Consider the following 19,918-nt stretch of genomic DNA (forward strand, 5'->3'; position numbering starts at 1 on the left):
TGACATTTACTCGTTAAGCGGTGAACAACGCTTCTTCGACCTTAGGTCGCATGGGCATTTCTGAGTTACGAAGTACCATTACAAAAGAAGTGTGTTATTAAATTCGAGATGCACCGCTTTTTGACAATCTTGTTAGCAATACATATCTTTCATTCCCACGTTCTGGTGAACTAGCCCTTAAAGTTGGATATGTTGGCGCATTGGGGTCACTTATTGCTGACAGTAAAAACGGACAGACGGATATTATTTTGATTCTCAAATTGAGAAAACGATTTTTCTGCCAAAAGGTAATTTGTACGAATACTTATTAATCAAAAACTTAAGTTACATTTACATTCTGGCACTGAGATTGCTGTTTAACCATACTGCTCAATAATATGGACGTCGGTATGGAACAGAATACGCATCAAGAGAAATCACAAAATCATTGCTTAATTTTTGATCCCATTCCGTTCTTCGGGGGTTCAAAGCTTGCCACGCAAGAAGCTATCAACCAGTGCGATAACGAGTCCGTCTCATTCACTGTCCTTACTGCTAGCCCGACTTGCTGGAAGAGTGAGGTTTCGTTAAGTACGCATCAAATAAAGACCATTCACCTTCGAATGCCGGCCTTTCTTTTCACCGCCAGTCACGGGGGACTTTTTTGGGTCAAGCAGTTCTATTTATCTCTCATGCTCTTCATCACTTTACTTCGTATCCCTTCTGTAAACTCAGCGGTAGGCATGTCAGGCCCAGGCGTTGATATGTCGCTCTATCTCGTAAAGGCAATCTGGCGGTTTCCATTGATTCAGCTTATCCATGGCCCTGTTGCGAAGTCTCGGTCCATTGGTCATTGCCTAACGAAAGCAGACGTCATCTTTGCGCTTGAATCCTGCCACTCGTCAATACAGTCAGCGTTTAGCCATTATTTCGGTTGGAGAGTACACGCTCATTCCGCACGGGAATTCACACGGTTTGCCCTCTCCTCTCCACACTATCTTTTCTTCAACAATGGTATTAGTTCCAATCAATGGCCAACTTCGTGCACCTATGGTGAACCGCGCCTTTTTTGGGCGGCATCTCTACTAAAATGGAAGGGGCTAGATACACTAATTGAGACTGGGAAACGCTTAGCAAATACAACCCCTATTCCTACAGACATCTGTTATATAAAACCGAAACGTACGCAAATCTCTATTACGCAAGCACCTGTTCAAATCCCACTTTTTTCATGGCATCAAAACCCTAGAAATCTGGATGAAATAAGAGCACGAAACAATATATTTGTTTCTACGAGCCAAAATGAACCCTTTGGTTTATCGATACTAGAAGCGATGGCCGCAGGTATGTGTGTTGTCATTCCCAATGACGGTGCCTATTGGGATAATGTATTGACTCATAAGGTTGATTGTATCAAATACAAACCCAACGATTATGAAGATCTTTTCCTTTCTATTCAAACACTTATTTATTCACCATTTTTAATTCCAGCGCTTGGTCAAAAAGCACAAATTAAAGCTGAGAACTATCACGCAGAACAATGCTATAGAAAGATCGCAAGGGCCATAGTGAAATCACCAAAACTAATCGCGAAAGAGGGGTAACGTGATGATCCGATTAGCCATGCCTTCTGGTTTCAGAAATATACTCTATTACGGAATAGGCCTATTTCTGATGAAAGGTTTATCCTTGTTTATGTTGCCATTTATTGCCACTAACCTATCCATTGCAGAGGTGGGTAAACTTGAAATCCTCGCCAGTATCGCGGCATTTTTTGGCTTGTTCATCAATCTATCCATGCACGAAGCACTTTATCGCTATTCAGGTGTAGAAAATACTCTCTCTAACAAGAAAAAAATCGCGGCACAAATCTATACGTTGACGGCACTCATTGCGTTCCTCGCTTTTCCTGTATTACTAATATTCTCTGGTTATCATCTTGCTCAATTTACTTCTCTGGTTACGCACACTGAATTTTCGATACTGGCCTTTGGCTTATCTATCGAGGGGGCATTAGGAATATCGTTGGCGTGGTTACGTATGCAAGATAGAGCAAAGTGCTTTGTCCTTGTCACCGCTGCAAGTGCGATTTTACAACTAATCTTGGTTATTATTGCGATACGACTAGAAGCTGGTGTATCAGGAATTTTACTCTCCTCTGTTGTTTCACATGCGATTCAACTCGGTGTGCTTCATTGGATCAATAGATGGTCATTCACCTTTCCTAGTGCTAAGCAAACGAAGATCTTTGCACGCTATTGCCTACCACTGGCTCTCGCGAGCAGTATTGGTTTCGCATTGAATGGTGCTGATAGATGGATTCTTGCTTATTCCGGATCGTTGGCGGATGTCGCGATGTACGCCATCGCACTAAAATTCTCATTAGCAATGTGTATTCTGGTTCAACCTTACGGCCTCTGGTGGATGCCAAAACGCTTCCAGCACATTGAAAACTTTGGTCGCCAATCAACGGCGCAATTGTCCCAATACGGTTTTGTCTGGATCGCTATGCTCACCGCGTCGATCTCGTATCTCGCGCCTATGTTCATCACCTTAGCGCTTCCTGAAGGCTATTCAGAATCAACCAAGTATGTGTTGGGAACACTCTCTATTGCACTAATGAAAGAGCTGAGTGAAATAGGCAATATTGGCATTCTTTACCGTCGTAAAACTGGCACACTGCTCGTCATTAATATCGTCGCTTCAACCGTCGGTGTTTCTGTTGCTTGGATGATCAAAGAGTCAGGTGTATGGGGGATAATATTAGCCCTCAATATTGCTCAATGTCTTAAGCTGATTCTTATCTTCGCTCTAAGTCAAAAACACTATTTCCTCCCTTATCAGGTTCGTCCTATCTTGTTCATTTTTTCCCTCACCGCACTGTTTATGGTTGGTTCCTATACTTTGAACGGTTCAATGGCCCAAGTTATCTTAACCATCGCCGCGCCATTAGTGATTCTAGCGACAGCCATTATCTCTGGTCTTATCCCCTCCATTACTTTACCAAGATTGAACAATAGCAAAGAGTTCGGTCGCTTATGAAACTGTCACCCAAAACCCACATCCTATCCGACCGTCGTTATTCAGGCATAACACTTGTTACTCTGTGCTGCGCTGTTATATCGCTTATCTGGATCATCGCACCCAACCCCGTTGTCGTCCTCATCTTATGCGCTTTACCACTAGGGCTACTTTTTGTTATTAACCATATGTTTGGGTTGGTCTTTCTCTTTGTTATCTTCTCGTTTTTTCGTATTCATGAGGTTATCCCCGTACTTTATCCATTGAAGATTCCATTGCTATTATCTGCAGGTGCCCTGCTTGCACTGGCATGGCACAGTGTCATTAGCAAGACACTCACTCCCTATTGGCATCCCTCACTTTCTTGGTTAGTGGCGTTTTGGGTTCTCATATTGATCGGCATCGCACTTGCGTCAAACCGACCTATTGCCATTGAGTACTTTAAGAATATCTATTGGAAAATTATGGTCATGACGTTGGCGATCATCTGGATAGTCAATCAGGCCAAATATCTCTCTTACATTACGCTGCTGATCAATTTATCTGGTTTACTAGTAGGCAGTGTCGCCGTTTACAACTCGATAAATGGCATTGGCCTGGTAGAAGGCAGCCGTGTCACTATTGGTCGTGATATCGGTTCAATGCTCGGTGACCCGAATGATCTGGCGCTCGTTTTAATGTTCCCACTCGCGTTCTCGATATCTACCTTTATCACCAAAAAGAATCACTTAATGCTTCGCATTTTTGCAATTGTCACTAGCGCCATACTTATCTACTCTATTATTGCCACGCAGAGCCGAGGTGGGCTATTGGGAACGTTAGCCATTTTCTCCGTACTGGCTTTAGGTAAAATCCGTTCAAAAACCTTGTTATTTTCCCTTGGTATCGCCGCCACTCTATTTCTTTACTTCTTTGCTGGGATCTCGGAAAGAGCCTCTGGTGGCGCCGCCGAAATAGGCGTAGATGCCTCTGCGATGGGCCGCTTATATGCGTGGCAAGCTGCATTTCGAATGTCGTTAGAAAACCCCTTAACGGGTGTTGGCCTCAATAATTTCTATTCAAATTATTTCTATTATAGCGCTCACTGGGACGGGTTGAATCATGCTGTACACAGCACTTGGTTTGGTGTGTTAGCCGAAACAGGAATGTTAGGTTTGATTGTATTCATCAGTTTCATCGTGTCTTTAATTAGAACAGCAAAAAACACCGTGAACAGAATTAAGGGACACCCGTACCCTGCAAATGTAGAGACAATGGCGAATGCCGTTTATGCAGGCCTAATTGGTACGGTAATTTCTGGTACATTTTTAACACAAGGGTTCAATTGGCCAATCTACATTCTTGCAGCGCTTACCATCTGTGTCGCTCAAATTGCTAGTCAAAATGAGAATTCAAAATGATGACAACTATAACCAATTGATTTTATATCATTTATTAAGTGGCACATTCTGTGAAGGTCTTATTGAAAGAAATCAAAAAGAGACGTTACCATGATGACACTTTCCCCCAACAATCTTAAAAATTGGTTGAAGCAGAGCCCTAATCCGCACCATCAAAAACTGTTCAGCTTGCTAAAAAGCATACGAACCTTCGACATACCTACACCTAAGGCTCTCAATAAAACACTCTACTTCGTGCTCATTCTCACCAAGAATTTTTTAAGTAACATAACTCGAATTTTTCTGTATACACCCGCATTTAAAGGACGAGTGCATTCCTGTGGCAAAAATCTTTACCTTTACACTGGTATTCCATTTATCTCCGGTCCTCTATCTATCTACGTAGGCGAAAACTGTCGTATTTCTGGACAAACCACGTTTAGTGGCCGCTCTACTAGCCATAATCCCAGCCTCACTATCGGTAACAACGTTGGTATTGGTTGGCAGACCACTATCGCGGTCGGTACGAAAGTCTTTATTGGAAATAATGTAAGGATTGCCGGAAGGTCCTCTCTATTTGGTTACTCTGGCCATCCATTTGACGCGACAAAACGGGCGGCTGGAGACCCAGACCTCAGCAATCAAATAGGTGACATTACGCTAGAAGATGACGTATGGCTGGGTTCAAATGTCACCGTAAATAAAGGCGTCACAATTGGCAAGGGCACCATTGTCGCGACAGGAAGTGTTGTGACTAAAAGCCTGCCTTGCTTTGTACTCGCCGCAGGTAATCCAGCCAAGATTATCCGTGCTATTGGATAGCACAGACTTTCATATTATCGAACAAGAGGTGAATTATGCATGATCTTATTGTATTTGGTGAAGACCTAGGTGGTTTGCCGTCTAGTACACAACATCTGATCACCCGATTAGCTAAAGACAGAAAGGTTGTGTGGGTTAATTCTATAGGGTTAAGACAACCCCATTGGAATAGCAAGGATCTAAAAAGAGCATGGGCAAAACTGCTACCAAAAAAAAGTCGTGCGCACCATTATGCGAAACCAAAGGTTCAACATCACAACATAATTGAGGTCGACTTACTGACCATTCCTGCCCCTAAGTCAACGTTCGCCCGATATATCGCGAAAGATATGATGATAAATCAGCTGAAACCCATTATCGATAAAGCAAAGCTCAACCAACCTATCCTTTGGTCATCTCTGCCGACCACGGCGGATCTTTGCGGTAACTTGGGCGAATCTGCTGTTGTTTACTATTGTGGTGATGACTTTAATGCACTCGCTGGTGTCGACCATCATACGGTTAGCAATCATGAAAAAAGGCTCATCGATAAAGCAGATCTGATTCTGACCGCAAGCGAAAACCTTAAACATAAATTCCCTGCGTGTAAGACCCATTTACTGCCCCATGGCGTTGATACCGAATTATTTACAAACCCGCAGCCGAGAGCGAACGATCTTCCTATAGGTAAACCTATTGCGGGTTTCTATGGCAGTTTATCAAATTGGATAGACTATCCGCTTATCCAGTTTCTCGCTGAGTCGATGCCAGATTGGAATTTTGTTTTTATTGGCCCTAACGAGTTAGAACAGCGAAAGCTGCCTAATTTAGACAATATTTTCTATCTAGGAAGCCGTTCACACCACGATCTACCAAGCTACAGCCAACACTGGGACGTCAGCATTCTTCCTTTTATTGATAATCCTCAAATAAGGGCATGTAACCCTTTAAAGCTAATGGAATACATGGCTTCGGGCCAACCCATTGTTAGTGTCGATTTCCCTGCACTTGCGCCCTATAAACAGCATCTTAACGTTGCCTATTCTCATCACGATTTTCGTCAAAAACTCTATCAGGCAGCAGGATCACCCCGTATATCTAAAGACGCCGTTTGTCATCAAAGTTGGGCGGAGCGCAGCCAGTTTCTCAATTGGTTATTGGAGCTATTATGATTGAACTAAAGATAAGGCTGCTTATTTTGCTACAAGGGGCATGGAGACGCCGATATATACTATTGATGCCGGTTCTCATTATGCCTTTTGCCGGCTATATCGTAAGCAAACTAGCACCAGCACAATACCATTCACACACCAGCATGCTTATTCAAGAAACGGCGAAAATGAACCCATTCCTTGAAGATATCGCTGTCTCTACTGGTTTTAAAGACAGAATAAATGCGCTAAGTACACTACTTAAAAGTCGTCACATTTTGCAATCTGTTGCCCTAGATCTTGGCCTCATTGATGCCGCTATGAGCACCAAAGAGTCGGAAAAAGTGATCAGAAACTTATCGGATAGGATTTCTGTTCATCTGCTAGGTAAAGAGTTTGTCCAGATAAAACTCACCGCTTCGGCACCTCAAGGAATGAAAGCGCTACTAGAATCCATAAGTGACCACTTTATAGACCAAGTCCTTGCGCCGGAAAGATCGTCTATCAAAGATTCTGCAGAGTTTCTTACTTTCCACATAAACAAGCGATTAGAAGAACTCAATAATGCCGAACAAGCCCTCGCGGATTTCCAAAACATAAACCCAAATGTGTCGCCTGAAAGGCAGAACGAAAAGCTGTCTAGACTTGCGGCATTAAAACAGACCTTATCCGAGAAAAAAGCGACGCTTGCAGGGGTTGAAAAAAGTTTGGGTAGCCTTGATCAGCAACTGTCTAGAACCAACCCTGTTGTAGGAAAAATTGAAGAACAAATTATCGAAGCTCGCAGCCAACTCACTCTCTTGAGAGCCAACTACACTGAAAACCACAGCGCTGTACAAGCAAAAAATCGAGAACTCTCTCGATTGGAGAACGAACGAGAAACAATGGTAAACGTAAATTCATCCAACCTTTCTAGTGAAAAGTTGTGGGATATTGCGAGTAGCATTCAACTGTCTCAATTAGGCAACATGCAGCCTTTACTCATCACTCAACTACAGAGTTTACAGTTGATTAGAAGCCAGTACGAATCACTCCAAGAAGAGAGCAAAAGTTTGAAGCAGATGATATCTGTTCTAGACAAAGAGACGAACCAATTTGGCGACCAATCAAAGATCTTATTTAACCTACAGCGCAGTGTCACCAATAAAAGACGGCTCTACGATGAGCTTGTCGAACGATTTGAAATGGCGCAGCTAACCGGCTCACTCGGTAATTTCGAACAAAATAAACGCGTTAAGATTATAGATTTGCCCTATACCCCTAGCCAACCATCCAACTTCCCTAGCTGGGTATATATACTCTCTGGACTATTTGCAGGTATCGCTCTTGGTGCCGGAATGGCCACTCTACTCGAACTCTTTGATACCACTATTCGTCGACAAGATGAACTGATTTTGATAACCGGCGCGCCCGTGTTGAGTAGCATACCTAATGTCAGTTATTAAATTCGTTCTCATATTGAGAAAATCGAATTACTGGCAATAATAAAAGCATAACCTATTGTTATTGAAGATAAATATACTTGGCACATTACCTGCAAATTATTTAAACAAATAGTCTATTTAAAACAAAAAATCTATTTAACAAATAGTCTATTTAAAACGGAATAATCCCACATATATATAGAAGGATAGCGTTATGGATATGACCTCAACACGCAGACACGGAAAAAAAGTTATCCATGTGGTTCAACACCTCGCCCCAGGAGGACTCGAAAGCCTAACCCTAGATCTGCTGAGTTTTGCTAACCCAAATGACCAAGTATTGATTGTTAGTCTGGAAGGCACGAAAGAAGAATCACTTAAAAACTGGCCTAGACTTGAAGCGTATCAAAACCAATTGGTTTTTTTGGGAAAAAAACCGGGCGTTCATTTAGGTTTAATTCTTACCCTAATTAAAGCTTTTAGAGCGGTGAAACCCGATGTGGTCCACACCCATCATATTGGTCCTTTGCTCTACGCTGGATACGCAGCGCGCATGGCGGGTGTGGCCGTTAGAATTCATACCGAGCATGACGCTTGGCACCTAGAAGACAAAAAACACCGACGCATTCAAGGTATGGTTCTCAAGGCTGCAAAACCAACACTGGTTGCCGACGCCTCTCATGTCAAAGAGAAACTTACTGCCTGTTTTTCTGGGTCCAACTCGGTCGTCATAAAAAATGGCGTTGACTGCAAAAAATTCAAACCCGGTTCAAAGCAACTGGCGAGAGAACTGTTCAAATTACCTAACGATAAAACAATAATCGGAATGGCCGGTCGCTTAGAACAAGTAAAAGGTCATGACTTAGCAATTAAAGCCCTCGCTCTGTTAGAAAAAGAGGTGATATTAGTTATTGCTGGTGATGGTTCGCAACGAAAATATCTAGAAAACTTGGTCGAAAAGTTACAACTAAAAGAGAGAGTGTTGTTTCTCGGTTTAGTTGAAAATATGCCGCGATTTTATCAATCATTGGATCTGTTTTGTTTACCTTCACGGTTCGAGGGATTACCTCTTTCACCGTTGGAAGCGCAAGCGTGTAATATTCCCGCCGTCGTCACTAATGTTGGTGCCTCAGCAGAAGTCTTATGCCCAAAAACGGGGGTATTGGCAAAATCAAACGATGTTGCTGACCTTTCTCATTCATTAGCAAGAACGTTGGCAAACCGTTCCACGCATCTCCCGCGAGAATTTGTGGTTACAAACAACAATATTCATCAGATGGTTAAAGCTTACGATGATCTTTCAATGGGAGAATTGGCATGATGGAACTACTGTTGATCGTATCTAGCGTGGTAAGCGCTTGTTTAATTGTCTATAGCCATGTTGGTTATCCTATGCTGCTAGGCTGGTATAAAAATAATAGGCCACTAAAACCGATTTCTATTTCGTCACGAAGGTTTAAAAAAAATGCAAGAGACGGAGATTTACCAACGGTAACGCTTATCATTCCTGCTTACAATGAAGCTCAATGGATTCAAGGAAAAATACGCAACATCGCCAGTTTAGATTACCCACGACAAAAACTAAATGTCATCATCGCCTGCGATGGATGTACCGACAACACCGCTCAACTAGCACAACTGACTATACAAGAAGCCATATGTGAAGATGTCCATTTCGAAGTTATCAATTTTGCATCTAATCGAGGGAAAATAGCCGTCATTAATGAATTAGTACCTAAAGCCGCATCCGATATTGTGGCACTCAGTGATGTATCTGCACTTTTGTCTATAGATTCATTGCAGATAGCATCCCAATCATTTAATGACAAACGTGTTGGTGTCGTCAATCCCAATTACTGTATGACGTTATCTGGTAATCATGAAGAAACAAGCTACTGGAAATATCAAGCTAAAATCAAAAATGGCGAGGCCTGTTTAGGTGCGACTATTGGTTGCCACGGTGCATTCTACCTATTTCGACAATCACTTTTTCAACCCCTTGATCTGGACACCATCAATGATGATTTTGTCCTACCGATGAAAATCGTTGAGCAAGGGTATTCCATTGTCTTCGAACCGAGAATTAACGCGATAGAGCTGGAAGAAACCAATCACAAAGACGACTTTGCACGACGGTTAAGGATCTCGGCAGGTAACATGCAACAAGTGCTTCGTTTAATCCATTTATTCAACCCAAAATACGCGAGCACGGCCTTCACATTCTTCTCTGGAAAAGGGTTAAGGCTACTGACGCCATACTTGATGTTACTTTGCCTTATATGTTCACTACTTCTCATTGAACATCCTTTATTTCTTTTCGCGTTAGTCATTCAGATTACCGCGTACAGCGTCGGTCTAATCTGCTGCTGCCTACCTTTTTTAAGGAAGAGTAAAGTATTGTCCATATTAACTTACCTACTATCCGGCCATTTGGCGAACCTCGTTGGTGGGATCACTTATTTATTCACCAACAAACCATCTCCCAATAAGGTATCTCCTACAAAATTATCGCCACAAGAACATGCCAAGAAGAGACAATTCAACTTTTAAGATTCGAGGGCAAAACCATGACCAATCACCATCGAGAAATTTACATCGGCAAACGCATCTTTGATGTCCTGATCGCAACCTACACTTTGTTACTGTTACTGCCACTGTTTCCTGTCGTTGCACTACTCATCAAGGGAACATCCAAAGGGCCAATATTTTATAAGCAACTGCGCGTTGGTAAATGCACGTCAAAAACCATCACGTTTTTTGAGATCATTAAGTTTAGAACAATGTATCAAAACGCAGAAGCAAGTTCTGGCGCTGTATGGGCCGTTGACAACGATCCGCGCATTACACCTGTTGGCCGATTTATGCGTAAAGCACGAATAGATGAAATCCCTCAGCTGATTAATGTATTGAAAGGGGAGATGTCGCTTATTGGACCACGACCTGAGCGACCTAGCTTTTACCAAAAATTGAATCAAGCCATTCCTTTCTTTGTAGAACGAACCTATGGCGTACTGCCCGGAATTACTGGGCTTGCTCAAGTAAACCAAGGCTATGATACCTGCATTAATGACGTAAGAAGAAAGGTCGGTTTTGACCATAGCTATGCCCTTGCGATAACCTCTGTATACCAGTGGGTAGTGACTGATTCTATTATTCTACTTAAGACGATCGCGGTGGTATTCAATGGGCGAGGACGCTAAATGACAGAGCGAAAGACGATTCTTTTTGTTCACTATGGTGAAGACTGGATTAGAGGCAGTGAGCAATCACTACTCAACCTTATTATTCACATTGACCGTCAGAAATTTCAGCCGATCGTTTGGACGAATAACCCCTCGCTTCACCGGGTGTTAAACAAGCTCTCGGTTCCAAGTCAACTTGATACCTTCTCATTACTATTTGGATGGGTTAAACCAAAACTTTCTTTTGTTAATTGGTTCAGACTCATCCGAAAAGGGCTATATCTTATTCGTGAAAACAGAGTAGATATTGTACACGCCAATAGTGGTGGACCTGTTCAGTGGATGTCGCTGGTTTGCCGACTGTGTAAAGTGCCTATGCTCACTCTATTGCACTGCGATTATCCGTTAAGGGACAGGGTCAGTTTAGGCCTGCATTTTTCCCAAAAAACCGTTGTAGTAAGTAAGGCTATCAGTTTTAAACTTAGTGGAGATGGCTATCCCAACAAAAAGATCAAAGTGATACATAATGGTATTGATTTTTCTTCGCTTGCTCATGCTCCAATAATCAATGTCAAAGAGAGATTAAATCTTCCAAAGGGCAGCTTTCTATTTGTTACTATTGGCTCACTCATTTCAAGGAAAGGGATAGATAAGTTGATCGATGCGATGCAAGCCATCAATTGCCAATCCCGTAATGTGCATTTACTTGTGATTGGTGAAGGCCGTGAGAAACAACCACTACTCGACCATATAAACTCGCTAGAATTAGACAATAACATTCACCTTATAAGTGAACAGAAAAACCCCGTTAGTTGGCTAAAAGGAGGATGCGACGCCTTCGTTAGTGGTGCACGAAGCGAAGCATTTGGTCTTGTTATCGCAGAGGCGGGATTTTCTGCGCTACCCATTGTGGCACCAAATATAGGGGGAATTCCAGAAGTGGTTAGTCACAACCAATCCGCCATCCTATATAATCCTAAGAACAAATACGCCTTGCCCAGCGCCATGCTTAGAATCATTCAATCAAAGCCATTACAACGCAGGTTGGCAAGTAATGCTCACAAAAAAATTCTCCATCAATTTTCCTTAGAGCGACAAGTGAAGGAAATGGAATTGGAATATTTCGCCTTGATAAACCATTCTCAAAATGAGATTCAATTTAGATAATCAGAAAAATAAAATAGTTTATCTTTATTTTTCAATGAATTAAAAATGGCACAGAGATTGATATACCTTTAATAGTATTTCATTATTAAGGGACGTTTCAATGAATAAACTACTTGTACTTTTCCTCCTTGTTATCTCATCACAGGGTGTTTATGCGTTACCATTCGACACCTGCCCTAGCAGAGCGTATCTATTCCAATCGAAACCCGTTCAAGTCTATGGTGTAAATCTTGTTACCGGCCAGACCACTCTTTTACAAGGAGACACGGGTGTCAGTAGCAACATTAATGGCGTCGGATTTGATTTTGAAGGGCGTTATATTTATGGCTACGACACAACACGTAAACAGATTGTTCGCTTGGGAAAAAACTTCCAAGCTGAAACGGTAAATAGCGCTGGTTTACCGAGTGACTATACCTTCTATGTCGGTGATGTTTTCAATAAACACTATTATCTTTATCGCCAAGGTAAAGGCCTATTTAAGATAGATCTATCCCCTCTTGATATAGATAGTGACGCCACACTGGAAGTGAAACAGATCACGAACATTGCGAGTCAAAACCTGACTGATTTTGCCTTTCATCCAGGCAACGACCAGCTCTATGGTATTGATAACAACTCTGGCCACCTTTACCAGTTTGATACCAGCACAGGCGACAGCACCTATATTGGAGACACAGGTCAAACTGGGACGTTTGGTGCTGGCTACTTTGATGTCAATGGATATTATTATGTTGCTCGAAACCAGGACGGCTATATCTATCGAATAGATCTGTCGGATCAAACGAATATTAACAACGGCTTAGTGACAGCGGTTAAATTTGCTGATGGCCCAATGTCGAATCAGAACGATGGTGCTCGCTGTGCTAATGCCCCTGTCATCGACGAAGACTCAACGATCGATTTTGGCGACGCGCCAGACACTTACCAAACCACTCTCGCGAACAATGGACCGAGACATCAACTCGACAACATGACTTGGATTGGCGCTCAAGCGCCAGATGGCGAACAAGATGGATTGGTTGCGCCACTGAGTGATAATTCGGTTGGTACCAACGATGAAGATGGTATTGGCTTTGTTACCGCTATAGAGGCGGGACTCGACGCGCTAATAACGGTAGAAGCATCGACCCAAGGTTATCTTTCCGCATGGATTGACTGGAATCAAGATGGTGATTTCACTGATGATGGAGAACAAGTGTTCTCCGATACCGTGCTAGTAAAAGGAAACAATACACTCTTATTTATTGCCGATATAGAGGCAGTTGAGGGGTTAACATGGAGCCGATTTAGATTCAGCCAACAAACTAATCTATCCCCAGTGGGCGGTTCAACCTCTGGTGAAGTTGAAGATCATCAGATCATAGTTATCTCGGAAGGGATCACCGTACGACACTTCCCAAGTGAGATGGGATACGCCACGTTGGCCTACGAAGATAATTGGCCCTATACCGCCGATTACGATATGAACGATGTCGTCATTCATTATCGGATCACTGAAGTTCTTAAAGATGGAGAGATTAAAAAATCCTTTATCAAAGGGAGACTCGCGGCTTTTGGTGCGGATTATCACAACGGATTTGCTATTAGATTACCTAATTTAAGCCGTAACAACATTGATACCACTCTTACCCGTCAAATACACAATGACAGCCAACAAATAAGCAGTGGCCTTGAACTTGATAGCAATGAAGCCATCTTTATCGTCTCAAATGAGCTAAACAAGGAAAAAGGGACAGACTGTCGCTATTTCAGGACCCTCTCCAATTGTCTAGAAAATGAATCATTTACATTTGAATTGCATATCTCAATCGTCGATGGCATTGCGGTTGATGACATAGCAAGCATGCCCTATGACCCCTTTATCTTCTCAACGCCAGGTTACTACCATGGAGAAGGCCTCCCTCTTCATCCGGGCAGAAAATGGGAGGTTCACCTACCTGACCAAAGTCCAACCGAAAAATTTGATGGTGATTCAATGTGGGGGCTGGGTATTGATGCCAGTGATGCCAACAACGAGATCTATTTTAAGACCGCAGACAATCTTCCATGGGCGTTATTGATTACTGACGAATGGCAATGGCCACTAGAAAGGGTTGACTTGGTTAACGCCTACCCAGCATTTGCGACCTTCGCCGAAAGCGGCGGTACATTGGAAAAGGATTGGTTTATATCAAACAAAGCCGTCACAAACAAAATCTATCAACCATAGGAGCAGTGTTATGAGAAATTTATGGATAATGTCATTGGTTTTACTTCAAGCTTGTGGCGGTGGTGGGTCAGACGGTGGCTCATCTCCCTCGGCAGATACCCCTTCCAATTCAGACACGGATTCTACCCAAAACATCGAACTCGTCGTGCTTCGAGATATGCAAGACCTCTCAATTCCCAATGGGTTCAGTTACAAGGCTATCCAATCCTATCAGTTGGACGTGAGTTTATCTGGGCTGTTCTCCACAAGAAGCTACCTGTCGATTTACTCGGGCTTTATGACGGGTTCAGATGGCACTTATCAAGCCGATAACGGTAGCAAGGTTACTGGGGGGCCGTTAGCATCCGGAGTGATAGACGTTTCATTTTCATTACCAAGCTCTACTTCAAAATTTCTAGTAGAGGTCTGGACCTACGATGGTAATCCACCTTTGCAAAAGGTATTTAGTACCACAGAGAATCGTTTTGAATGGCAAGAGTAACGTTAGTCCATTAATGCGTTATCAATATAAACGTCAGAAAAGGCGTTTATTCTGGTACACAATCCGCACCAATTACAAATTGGCTCTCTTTTCCTTCTGCATCGTATATCACGGTGAGAGGGAATTGTTCTGCGTTCATACGGTAATTAACCGTCGACCCTTTATTGATGGTACTTGACAGACGGTTGCCTGAACCGGAAAAGAGCTTCAACTGTCCTCTTTCATCTTTAGAGGTAATCAGCAGGTGTATTTGACTGTCTTGTTTACTGCAGTCGATGGAAAGGCCTCTATGTTCTATCATAGATTCACTTCCTATAGCGGAAAATGGGATGAGTAAAGCGGCGCATAGCGCCGCTTTTATTAGCGAATAATACATATCAGAGATAGTATATATTAGTTTTGGATAATGGAAATATTGTTACCGTTTGAGTTTGCTAGATTAACATTTGACCAATCCTGAGACGTCTGTTGTACATAGATACCATTACTACTAGACTGAGTCAGAGAAACCACTGCACCTGAATTACTTGAATTCTGAAGTACCGTAATAGTGTTGTTATCGGAATAATCTTTTAAATCGATATCGGCAAAGTTACTGTTGTTTTGATCAACATACACCGTATTATTCCAAGAATCATCTATGTCTACATAAGCAACGTTATCGTTATCTTGCATAATTGTAGCTGTATTTCCATTACTACGATTAGCTATATTTACAAGAGCAAGGTTAGCATCACCTTGCGTAATTGAAACCGTATTGCCATTCGAACGACCACTCACATCAACATATGCACCCAACTTAGTTCTACTATAGTCTTCATTTCCTGAAGTCTGAGTAATTGTTACAGTGTTATCATTAGACTTTCTTATATTGACTCCTGCATTATTATCCTTATCTTGCATCACATTCACTGTATTGCCTGAAGAGTCATGCATACCAGCAACAACCACATTTCTATTTGGTTGAGAGTCCCCAGCTTGAGTTATATAGACGTTGTTATCATCGGAGTCACCACCGAGGATAACTTGCGCGTCATCTCGTTCGCCAGTCTGATTTATCGCCACAACGTTATTATCGCCGTTATTGCCATAGGTACCTTTTAACTCAACGTTCGCTTCGTTGAGTGAACTTTCTTGCGTAATATAGACTTGGTTATAATCACCACTTTCAATTCCGACAACAGCGGTGTTACCTTGAAGACCGTAATTGCCTTGACTGTCTTGGTTAATCGCAATGATATTGCCATTAGCACCACCCGACAGCCTAACATCGGCTTGATTATCCGAATAATCACTGTTGATGAAATTTCTAAAATCATCATTTACTTGTACATTTTGTCCTGCTGCCATAACGCTGCCAGCAGTTAATGCTAGTGTGATTGCTAATGCTAATTTTTTCATAATAGACGTCCTTTATCCTTAGATAGTATAATGTAGCGATTCAGTTACTGCTTAATACTGATATTACGACCCATGCTGCTAAATACAGCTATTTTGGATCCACCACTCTGTGTAATGTTGTAGTTGGAACCACCAAAGTCCGCAACCAAAGCAACATTGTTATTACCAATTTGTTCGATACCTATGCTGCTATTTCGATATCCCTGCTTTAGAAGTGCAAGGTTATCGTTGCCTGTTTGAACAATATAGCCTTCATGGTTTTCACCATTTTGAATCAATAACGCTCTATTTCCGGAGCCATCTTGTGCTATTAATCCAGTATTATCAGTGCCATACTGCGATAAATACGCTTTATTACCTGACCCATTAGTTATGATAACTTGAGCTTTATTGATTCCTGTTCCAAGACTATTTTGATTAACCAACACTTGATTATTACTACTATCTGTAATCTGTATGTCTGCATAGTTGTTATAATTACTATCCAGTCCAGAATCGACAAATAGGTCATACGAATCAGCCCCGTCAAAACCCCTACTAAAAGTAGTTTCTTTGTCTGAAGAGTAATCAAAGTGTGCCAAACTCATCATAGGAAGAAAAAGTAGAATAATAAAAAGAGCTGAGGTTTTGGATATGATTTTATCAATATTCATGATGCACTCCCTGCTCCGTGTGTTCCCTTTGAACGATTATATTATTGGATATTGAGTCAGATTCGACAATAAACTTTACAGTGATTCTCTAAATCATTTTGTTTGCTTTTGTATGAGTAAATCCAATAGAAACACACTTATTTGATTAGATTTTTTTCTAAAAACTAATGCTAAAGTTTATTTACATTTATATATGCATTTAAAATAAAGACTACACTTCTTTTATCTATATATTTGACACTGCTCTGACAGTATCGAATATGATACTTGTATGTTTCCCTCAAGAAACAAGAGGTTCACCGTTGATAAAATTTCTATATAGAATTAATATATTCTATATAGAAATTTTTAATTCTATATTTAGCCTTATATGTCCAATGTAGGAATTGTCATGACAATTAAAGTAGTCACTGTATTAACATTGTTTTCTACTCTAGTTCTCACACCACTTTCTCTAGCTAAGCTAGAGGAGGAAACATCAAAAGTGGAAAATGAAAAGCCATTGGAAAACCATCAGCAACTTGAAGATAAAAAGCCTGCATTTAATAACTTTGATGAAGTCTCAGGATTAATTGTAGACAGAACGATGACAAGACTAGGAGAAGATTTTTACTTCTTTTTCTCTCAGAAACTGAATGACCGATACGAAAATGTAAAAGAAAACTTCGAGATTAGAGAAAGACCGACGGCACTTTCCGGAAGCATAGTCGGTGTTTATCATTCTGGAAAACCTATATATAGAGCAGCGCTTTCTCCTGGACGTCGACAAGCACAAGAAAAAGCCGATGAAGCAGTGAGTGCCGTAAGTGATTACATCATCAGATGGGAAGCCGAAAGACTATTTCAGGATACGTTTGACTTGGACCATGATGAGTTTTAATAGAAGAGGCAGTAATGAAAATTAAATTTACAATGAGTTTGCTGATCTTTTTCGCATCCAGCACGATGGCATCAGAAATGATCTATACACCGGTAAACCCCAGTTTTGGTGGATACTCGGGGAACAGTACTCACCTTTTTGGGGTCGCCAATGCGATTAACGATTACAAAGCGCCAGAGTCTGAAGATTTGTTCGAAGAAGAGTCCGCACTAGATCGTTTAGCATCGAGCCTAGAGTCAAGACTATTAAGTCAGCTTTTAGCTGACATTGGCACTGGTAATACGACCGGTAGCCTTGTAACCGAAGACTTCACATTAAATGTACAGGAACAAGGCTCAGGGTTGGTTGTTGTTATTATCGACAACGAAACCGGAGAATCCACTCAAATCAATGTTAGTGGCCTTACCCCTGACTTATAATTACAAGGAAGTACGATGAAACGACTAATTACGGTAGTCACATTGTTGGTTTTAGCAGGATGCTCTAACTCTTTGAGCATTCCTGATGCAGATGAAACGCCACGCCTTATGCCACGAGGAGCAACCTATTCAGATCTCGTTGCCTTACCTAGGCCAAGAGGGAAAATATTAGTATCAGTGTACGATTTTAGGGACCAAACTGGTCAATATAAACCTTCTCCAAACAGTAACTTTTCGACCGCGGTCCCTCAAGGTGGTACGGCGCTATTAACTACGTCTCTACTCGACTCCAATTGGTTTATTCCTTTAGAAAGAGAAGGATTACAGAATCTACTGACAGAACGTAAAATTATTCGTGCCGCACAGAAGAAAAACCAAAACCTTTCTAATCATGGTTCCGAATTGACATCTTTAAGTTCCGCAAATGTGGTCATTGAAGGTGGTATTGTTGCTTACGACTCAAATGTCAAAACCGGTGGTTTTGGTGCTCGTTACTTAGGTATCGGCGGTGCGAGTGAATACCGTAGTGATATGGTCACCGTAAACCTTCGTGTGGTGGACGTGAGAACTGGCCAAATTTTATTAAGTGTGACCACCAGTAAAACCATTCTATCTTTGCAGGTGACTGGTGATGTATTTCGATATGTTGACTACAAAGACTTGTTAGAAGTGGAAACCGGCTTTACAAATAATGAACCCGTCAATGTTGCGGTGATGTCTGCAATCGATGCATCTGTCATACATTTAGTGGTTGAAGGTATAGAGCGCGGTATGTGGCAACCTGCGAATCCAGAAGAAATGGACAATCCAATTATTAAAAGGTACTCGCAAGAGAAACCTCAATTATTGTAATAAATACTGCTTAAAAATGTAATAATGAAACGGATAAAATAGATGCTCATGTTCATTCATGGGCATCTATTTTAATAATTTATGGGTTAAACAAGTTCTTCAGTACCTATATTTCCCTTCGCCCAGATAAGCGCCTGAAGTCTATTTTTTACATTGATTTTTTTAAATACATTGTGCAAATGTGTCTTCACCGTATTCTCGCTGACAAATAATTTTTCAGCAATCTGAACATTAGAATCACCTTTGCCGATCAGCTTGATAATCTGTTGCTCTCTTTTGGTTAGTTTGCCATAGGAGGAACTGGTTTTTACACTGGTGGTTTTGCGGTAATGCAGTATATATTGTTGTGCTAGTTTGCGACTTAACCAGAGTTCCCCACGTAATATTTTATCCATGCCCTGAGATAGCAGATGAATGTCATCACTGTTATAAAATACACCCACCAAGTTAGTCCAGTTTTTGAGGTCTGAATACTGGCAAGATTTATCACAGTTTATCAACGCTTCCCCACTGTTGGGAAAGTAAGCATCTCGACATGCAGCATACCTTTCAATTCGCTCTTCAGAACAGACACTCATATCAATCACAACCAAACCCTTCACTTTTTTACCTTTAATGAACAGTGACTCTGATAGATTATTAATCGCAATAATATCGATAGAGGTATCGAGTGATTTTTCTAAAGCATCCTTTAGCAACGAGGATTGCAGACTATTCTCCGTTATGAGTGTAATAGTCTCATAGACTTTTTCTTCATTTTTCATAACTTCACTATTTTTATTATATAATTCATAGACAACTCATTCCCCCACTAGGGAATACAATCAAGGTATGAATAGTTAGGATGGAAGTCAAGTTTCATATTTATTAATTATTTGGCATTAGAATGTTATTTCAGAACGATACTTTTAATATC

At 41.4% G+C, this 19,918-nt stretch carries 19 protein-coding genes; 15 read left to right on the top strand and 4 right to left on the bottom strand.

Going from position 1 to position 19,918, the window contains the following annotated elements:
* Positions 1-389: 389 nt before the first annotated feature.
* The 12 genes from AACW90_RS00715 (at position 390) to AACW90_RS00770 (ending at position 14,797) form a co-directional block, all read left to right on the top strand.
* Positions 390-1,583, top strand: coding sequence for a glycosyltransferase family 4 protein (locus AACW90_RS00715; protein ID WP_390229432.1), 1,194 nt, complete (start codon positions 390-392; stop codon positions 1,581-1,583).
* A gap of 4 nt (positions 1,584-1,587) precedes the next feature.
* Positions 1,588-3,021, top strand: a complete 1,434-nt coding sequence (locus AACW90_RS00720; protein WP_390229434.1) for a lipopolysaccharide biosynthesis protein — start codon at positions 1,588-1,590, stop codon at positions 3,019-3,021.
* On the top strand, positions 3,018-4,400 hold the full coding sequence (locus tag AACW90_RS00725; RefSeq protein WP_390229436.1) for an O-antigen ligase family protein: 1,383 nt from the start codon (positions 3,018-3,020) through the stop codon (positions 4,398-4,400). Before AACW90_RS00720 ends, AACW90_RS00725 begins: the two co-directional genes overlap by 4 nt.
* Before the next feature lie 90 nt (positions 4,401-4,490).
* Entirely contained in the window at positions 4,491-5,201 is a 711-nt protein-coding gene (locus tag AACW90_RS00730; protein ID WP_390229438.1) for an acyltransferase, read from the top strand.
* Between the two features lie 35 nt (positions 5,202-5,236).
* A complete protein-coding gene (locus AACW90_RS00735; RefSeq protein WP_390229440.1) occupies positions 5,237-6,352 on the top strand; it encodes a glycosyltransferase in 1,116 nt (371 codons plus the stop codon).
* Positions 6,349-7,776 (top strand): GumC family protein, encoded by a 1,428-nt coding sequence (locus AACW90_RS00740; protein ID WP_390229442.1) that lies wholly within the window; start codon positions 6,349-6,351, stop codon positions 7,774-7,776. Before AACW90_RS00735 ends, AACW90_RS00740 begins: the two co-directional genes overlap by 4 nt.
* A gap of 193 nt (positions 7,777-7,969) precedes the next feature.
* Positions 7,970-9,076, top strand: coding sequence for a glycosyltransferase (locus tag AACW90_RS00745; protein ID WP_390229444.1), 1,107 nt, complete (start codon positions 7,970-7,972; stop codon positions 9,074-9,076).
* Positions 9,073-10,305, top strand: coding sequence for a glycosyltransferase family 2 protein (locus tag AACW90_RS00750; RefSeq protein WP_390229446.1), 1,233 nt, complete (start codon positions 9,073-9,075; stop codon positions 10,303-10,305). The genes AACW90_RS00745 and AACW90_RS00750 overlap by 4 nt, the downstream gene beginning before the upstream one ends.
* A gap of 17 nt (positions 10,306-10,322) precedes the next feature.
* Positions 10,323-10,955 carry a sugar transferase gene (locus tag AACW90_RS00755; RefSeq protein ID WP_390229448.1) on the top strand — a complete coding sequence of 211 codons (633 nt, stop codon included), beginning with the start codon at positions 10,323-10,325 and terminating at the stop codon, positions 10,953-10,955.
* Positions 10,956-12,104 (top strand): glycosyltransferase family 4 protein, encoded by a 1,149-nt coding sequence (locus tag AACW90_RS00760; protein WP_390229450.1) that lies wholly within the window; start codon positions 10,956-10,958, stop codon positions 12,102-12,104.
* Positions 12,105-12,204: 100 nt separating this feature from the next.
* Complete coding sequence (locus tag AACW90_RS00765) at positions 12,205-14,316, top strand: LruC domain-containing protein (protein ID WP_390229452.1); 2,112 nt, start codon at positions 12,205-12,207, stop codon at positions 14,314-14,316.
* A 10-nt stretch (positions 14,317-14,326) separates the two neighbouring features.
* Positions 14,327-14,797, top strand: coding sequence for a hypothetical protein (locus tag AACW90_RS00770; RefSeq protein WP_390229454.1), 471 nt, complete (start codon positions 14,327-14,329; stop codon positions 14,795-14,797).
* Between the two features lie 46 nt (positions 14,798-14,843).
* Here the strand turns inward: AACW90_RS00770 and AACW90_RS00775 are convergent, their stop codons facing one another.
* From AACW90_RS00775 to AACW90_RS00785, 3 genes are all read right to left on the bottom strand, one after another.
* On the bottom strand, positions 14,844-15,098 hold the full coding sequence (locus tag AACW90_RS00775; protein WP_390229456.1) for a hypothetical protein: 255 nt from the start codon (positions 15,096-15,098) through the stop codon (positions 14,844-14,846).
* 92 nt (positions 15,099-15,190) lie between these two features.
* On the bottom strand, positions 15,191-16,198 hold the full coding sequence (locus AACW90_RS00780) for a hypothetical protein (RefSeq protein ID WP_390229458.1): 1,008 nt from the start codon (positions 16,196-16,198) through the stop codon (positions 15,191-15,193).
* 44 nt (positions 16,199-16,242) lie between these two features.
* A complete protein-coding gene (locus AACW90_RS00785; RefSeq protein ID WP_390229460.1) occupies positions 16,243-16,851 on the bottom strand; it encodes a curlin subunit CsgB in 609 nt (202 codons plus the stop codon).
* A 391-nt stretch (positions 16,852-17,242) separates the two neighbouring features.
* Between AACW90_RS00785 and AACW90_RS00790 the strand changes: the two genes are divergently transcribed.
* From AACW90_RS00790 to AACW90_RS00800, 3 genes are read left to right on the top strand one after another with little or no spacing between them, the layout of a single operon-like run.
* Positions 17,243-17,731 carry a curli production assembly/transport protein CsgE gene (locus AACW90_RS00790; RefSeq protein WP_390229462.1) on the top strand — a complete coding sequence of 163 codons (489 nt, stop codon included), beginning with the start codon at positions 17,243-17,245 and terminating at the stop codon, positions 17,729-17,731.
* 14 nt (positions 17,732-17,745) lie between these two features.
* Complete coding sequence (locus AACW90_RS00795; RefSeq protein ID WP_390229464.1) at positions 17,746-18,150, top strand: curli assembly protein CsgF; 405 nt, start codon at positions 17,746-17,748, stop codon at positions 18,148-18,150.
* A 15-nt stretch (positions 18,151-18,165) separates the two neighbouring features.
* Positions 18,166-19,002, top strand: a complete 837-nt coding sequence (locus tag AACW90_RS00800) for a CsgG/HfaB family protein (RefSeq protein ID WP_390229466.1) — start codon at positions 18,166-18,168, stop codon at positions 19,000-19,002.
* A gap of 86 nt (positions 19,003-19,088) precedes the next feature.
* On the opposite strand, the gene AACW90_RS00805 is transcribed toward AACW90_RS00800, so the two are convergent.
* Positions 19,089-19,766, bottom strand: a complete 678-nt coding sequence (locus tag AACW90_RS00805; protein ID WP_390229468.1) for a LuxR C-terminal-related transcriptional regulator — start codon at positions 19,764-19,766, stop codon at positions 19,089-19,091.
* Between the last annotated feature and the right edge of the window lie 152 nt (positions 19,767-19,918).

This window comes from Vibrio frigidus, assembly GCF_042465995.1.
GTDB lineage: Bacteria > Pseudomonadota > Gammaproteobacteria > Enterobacterales > Vibrionaceae > Vibrio.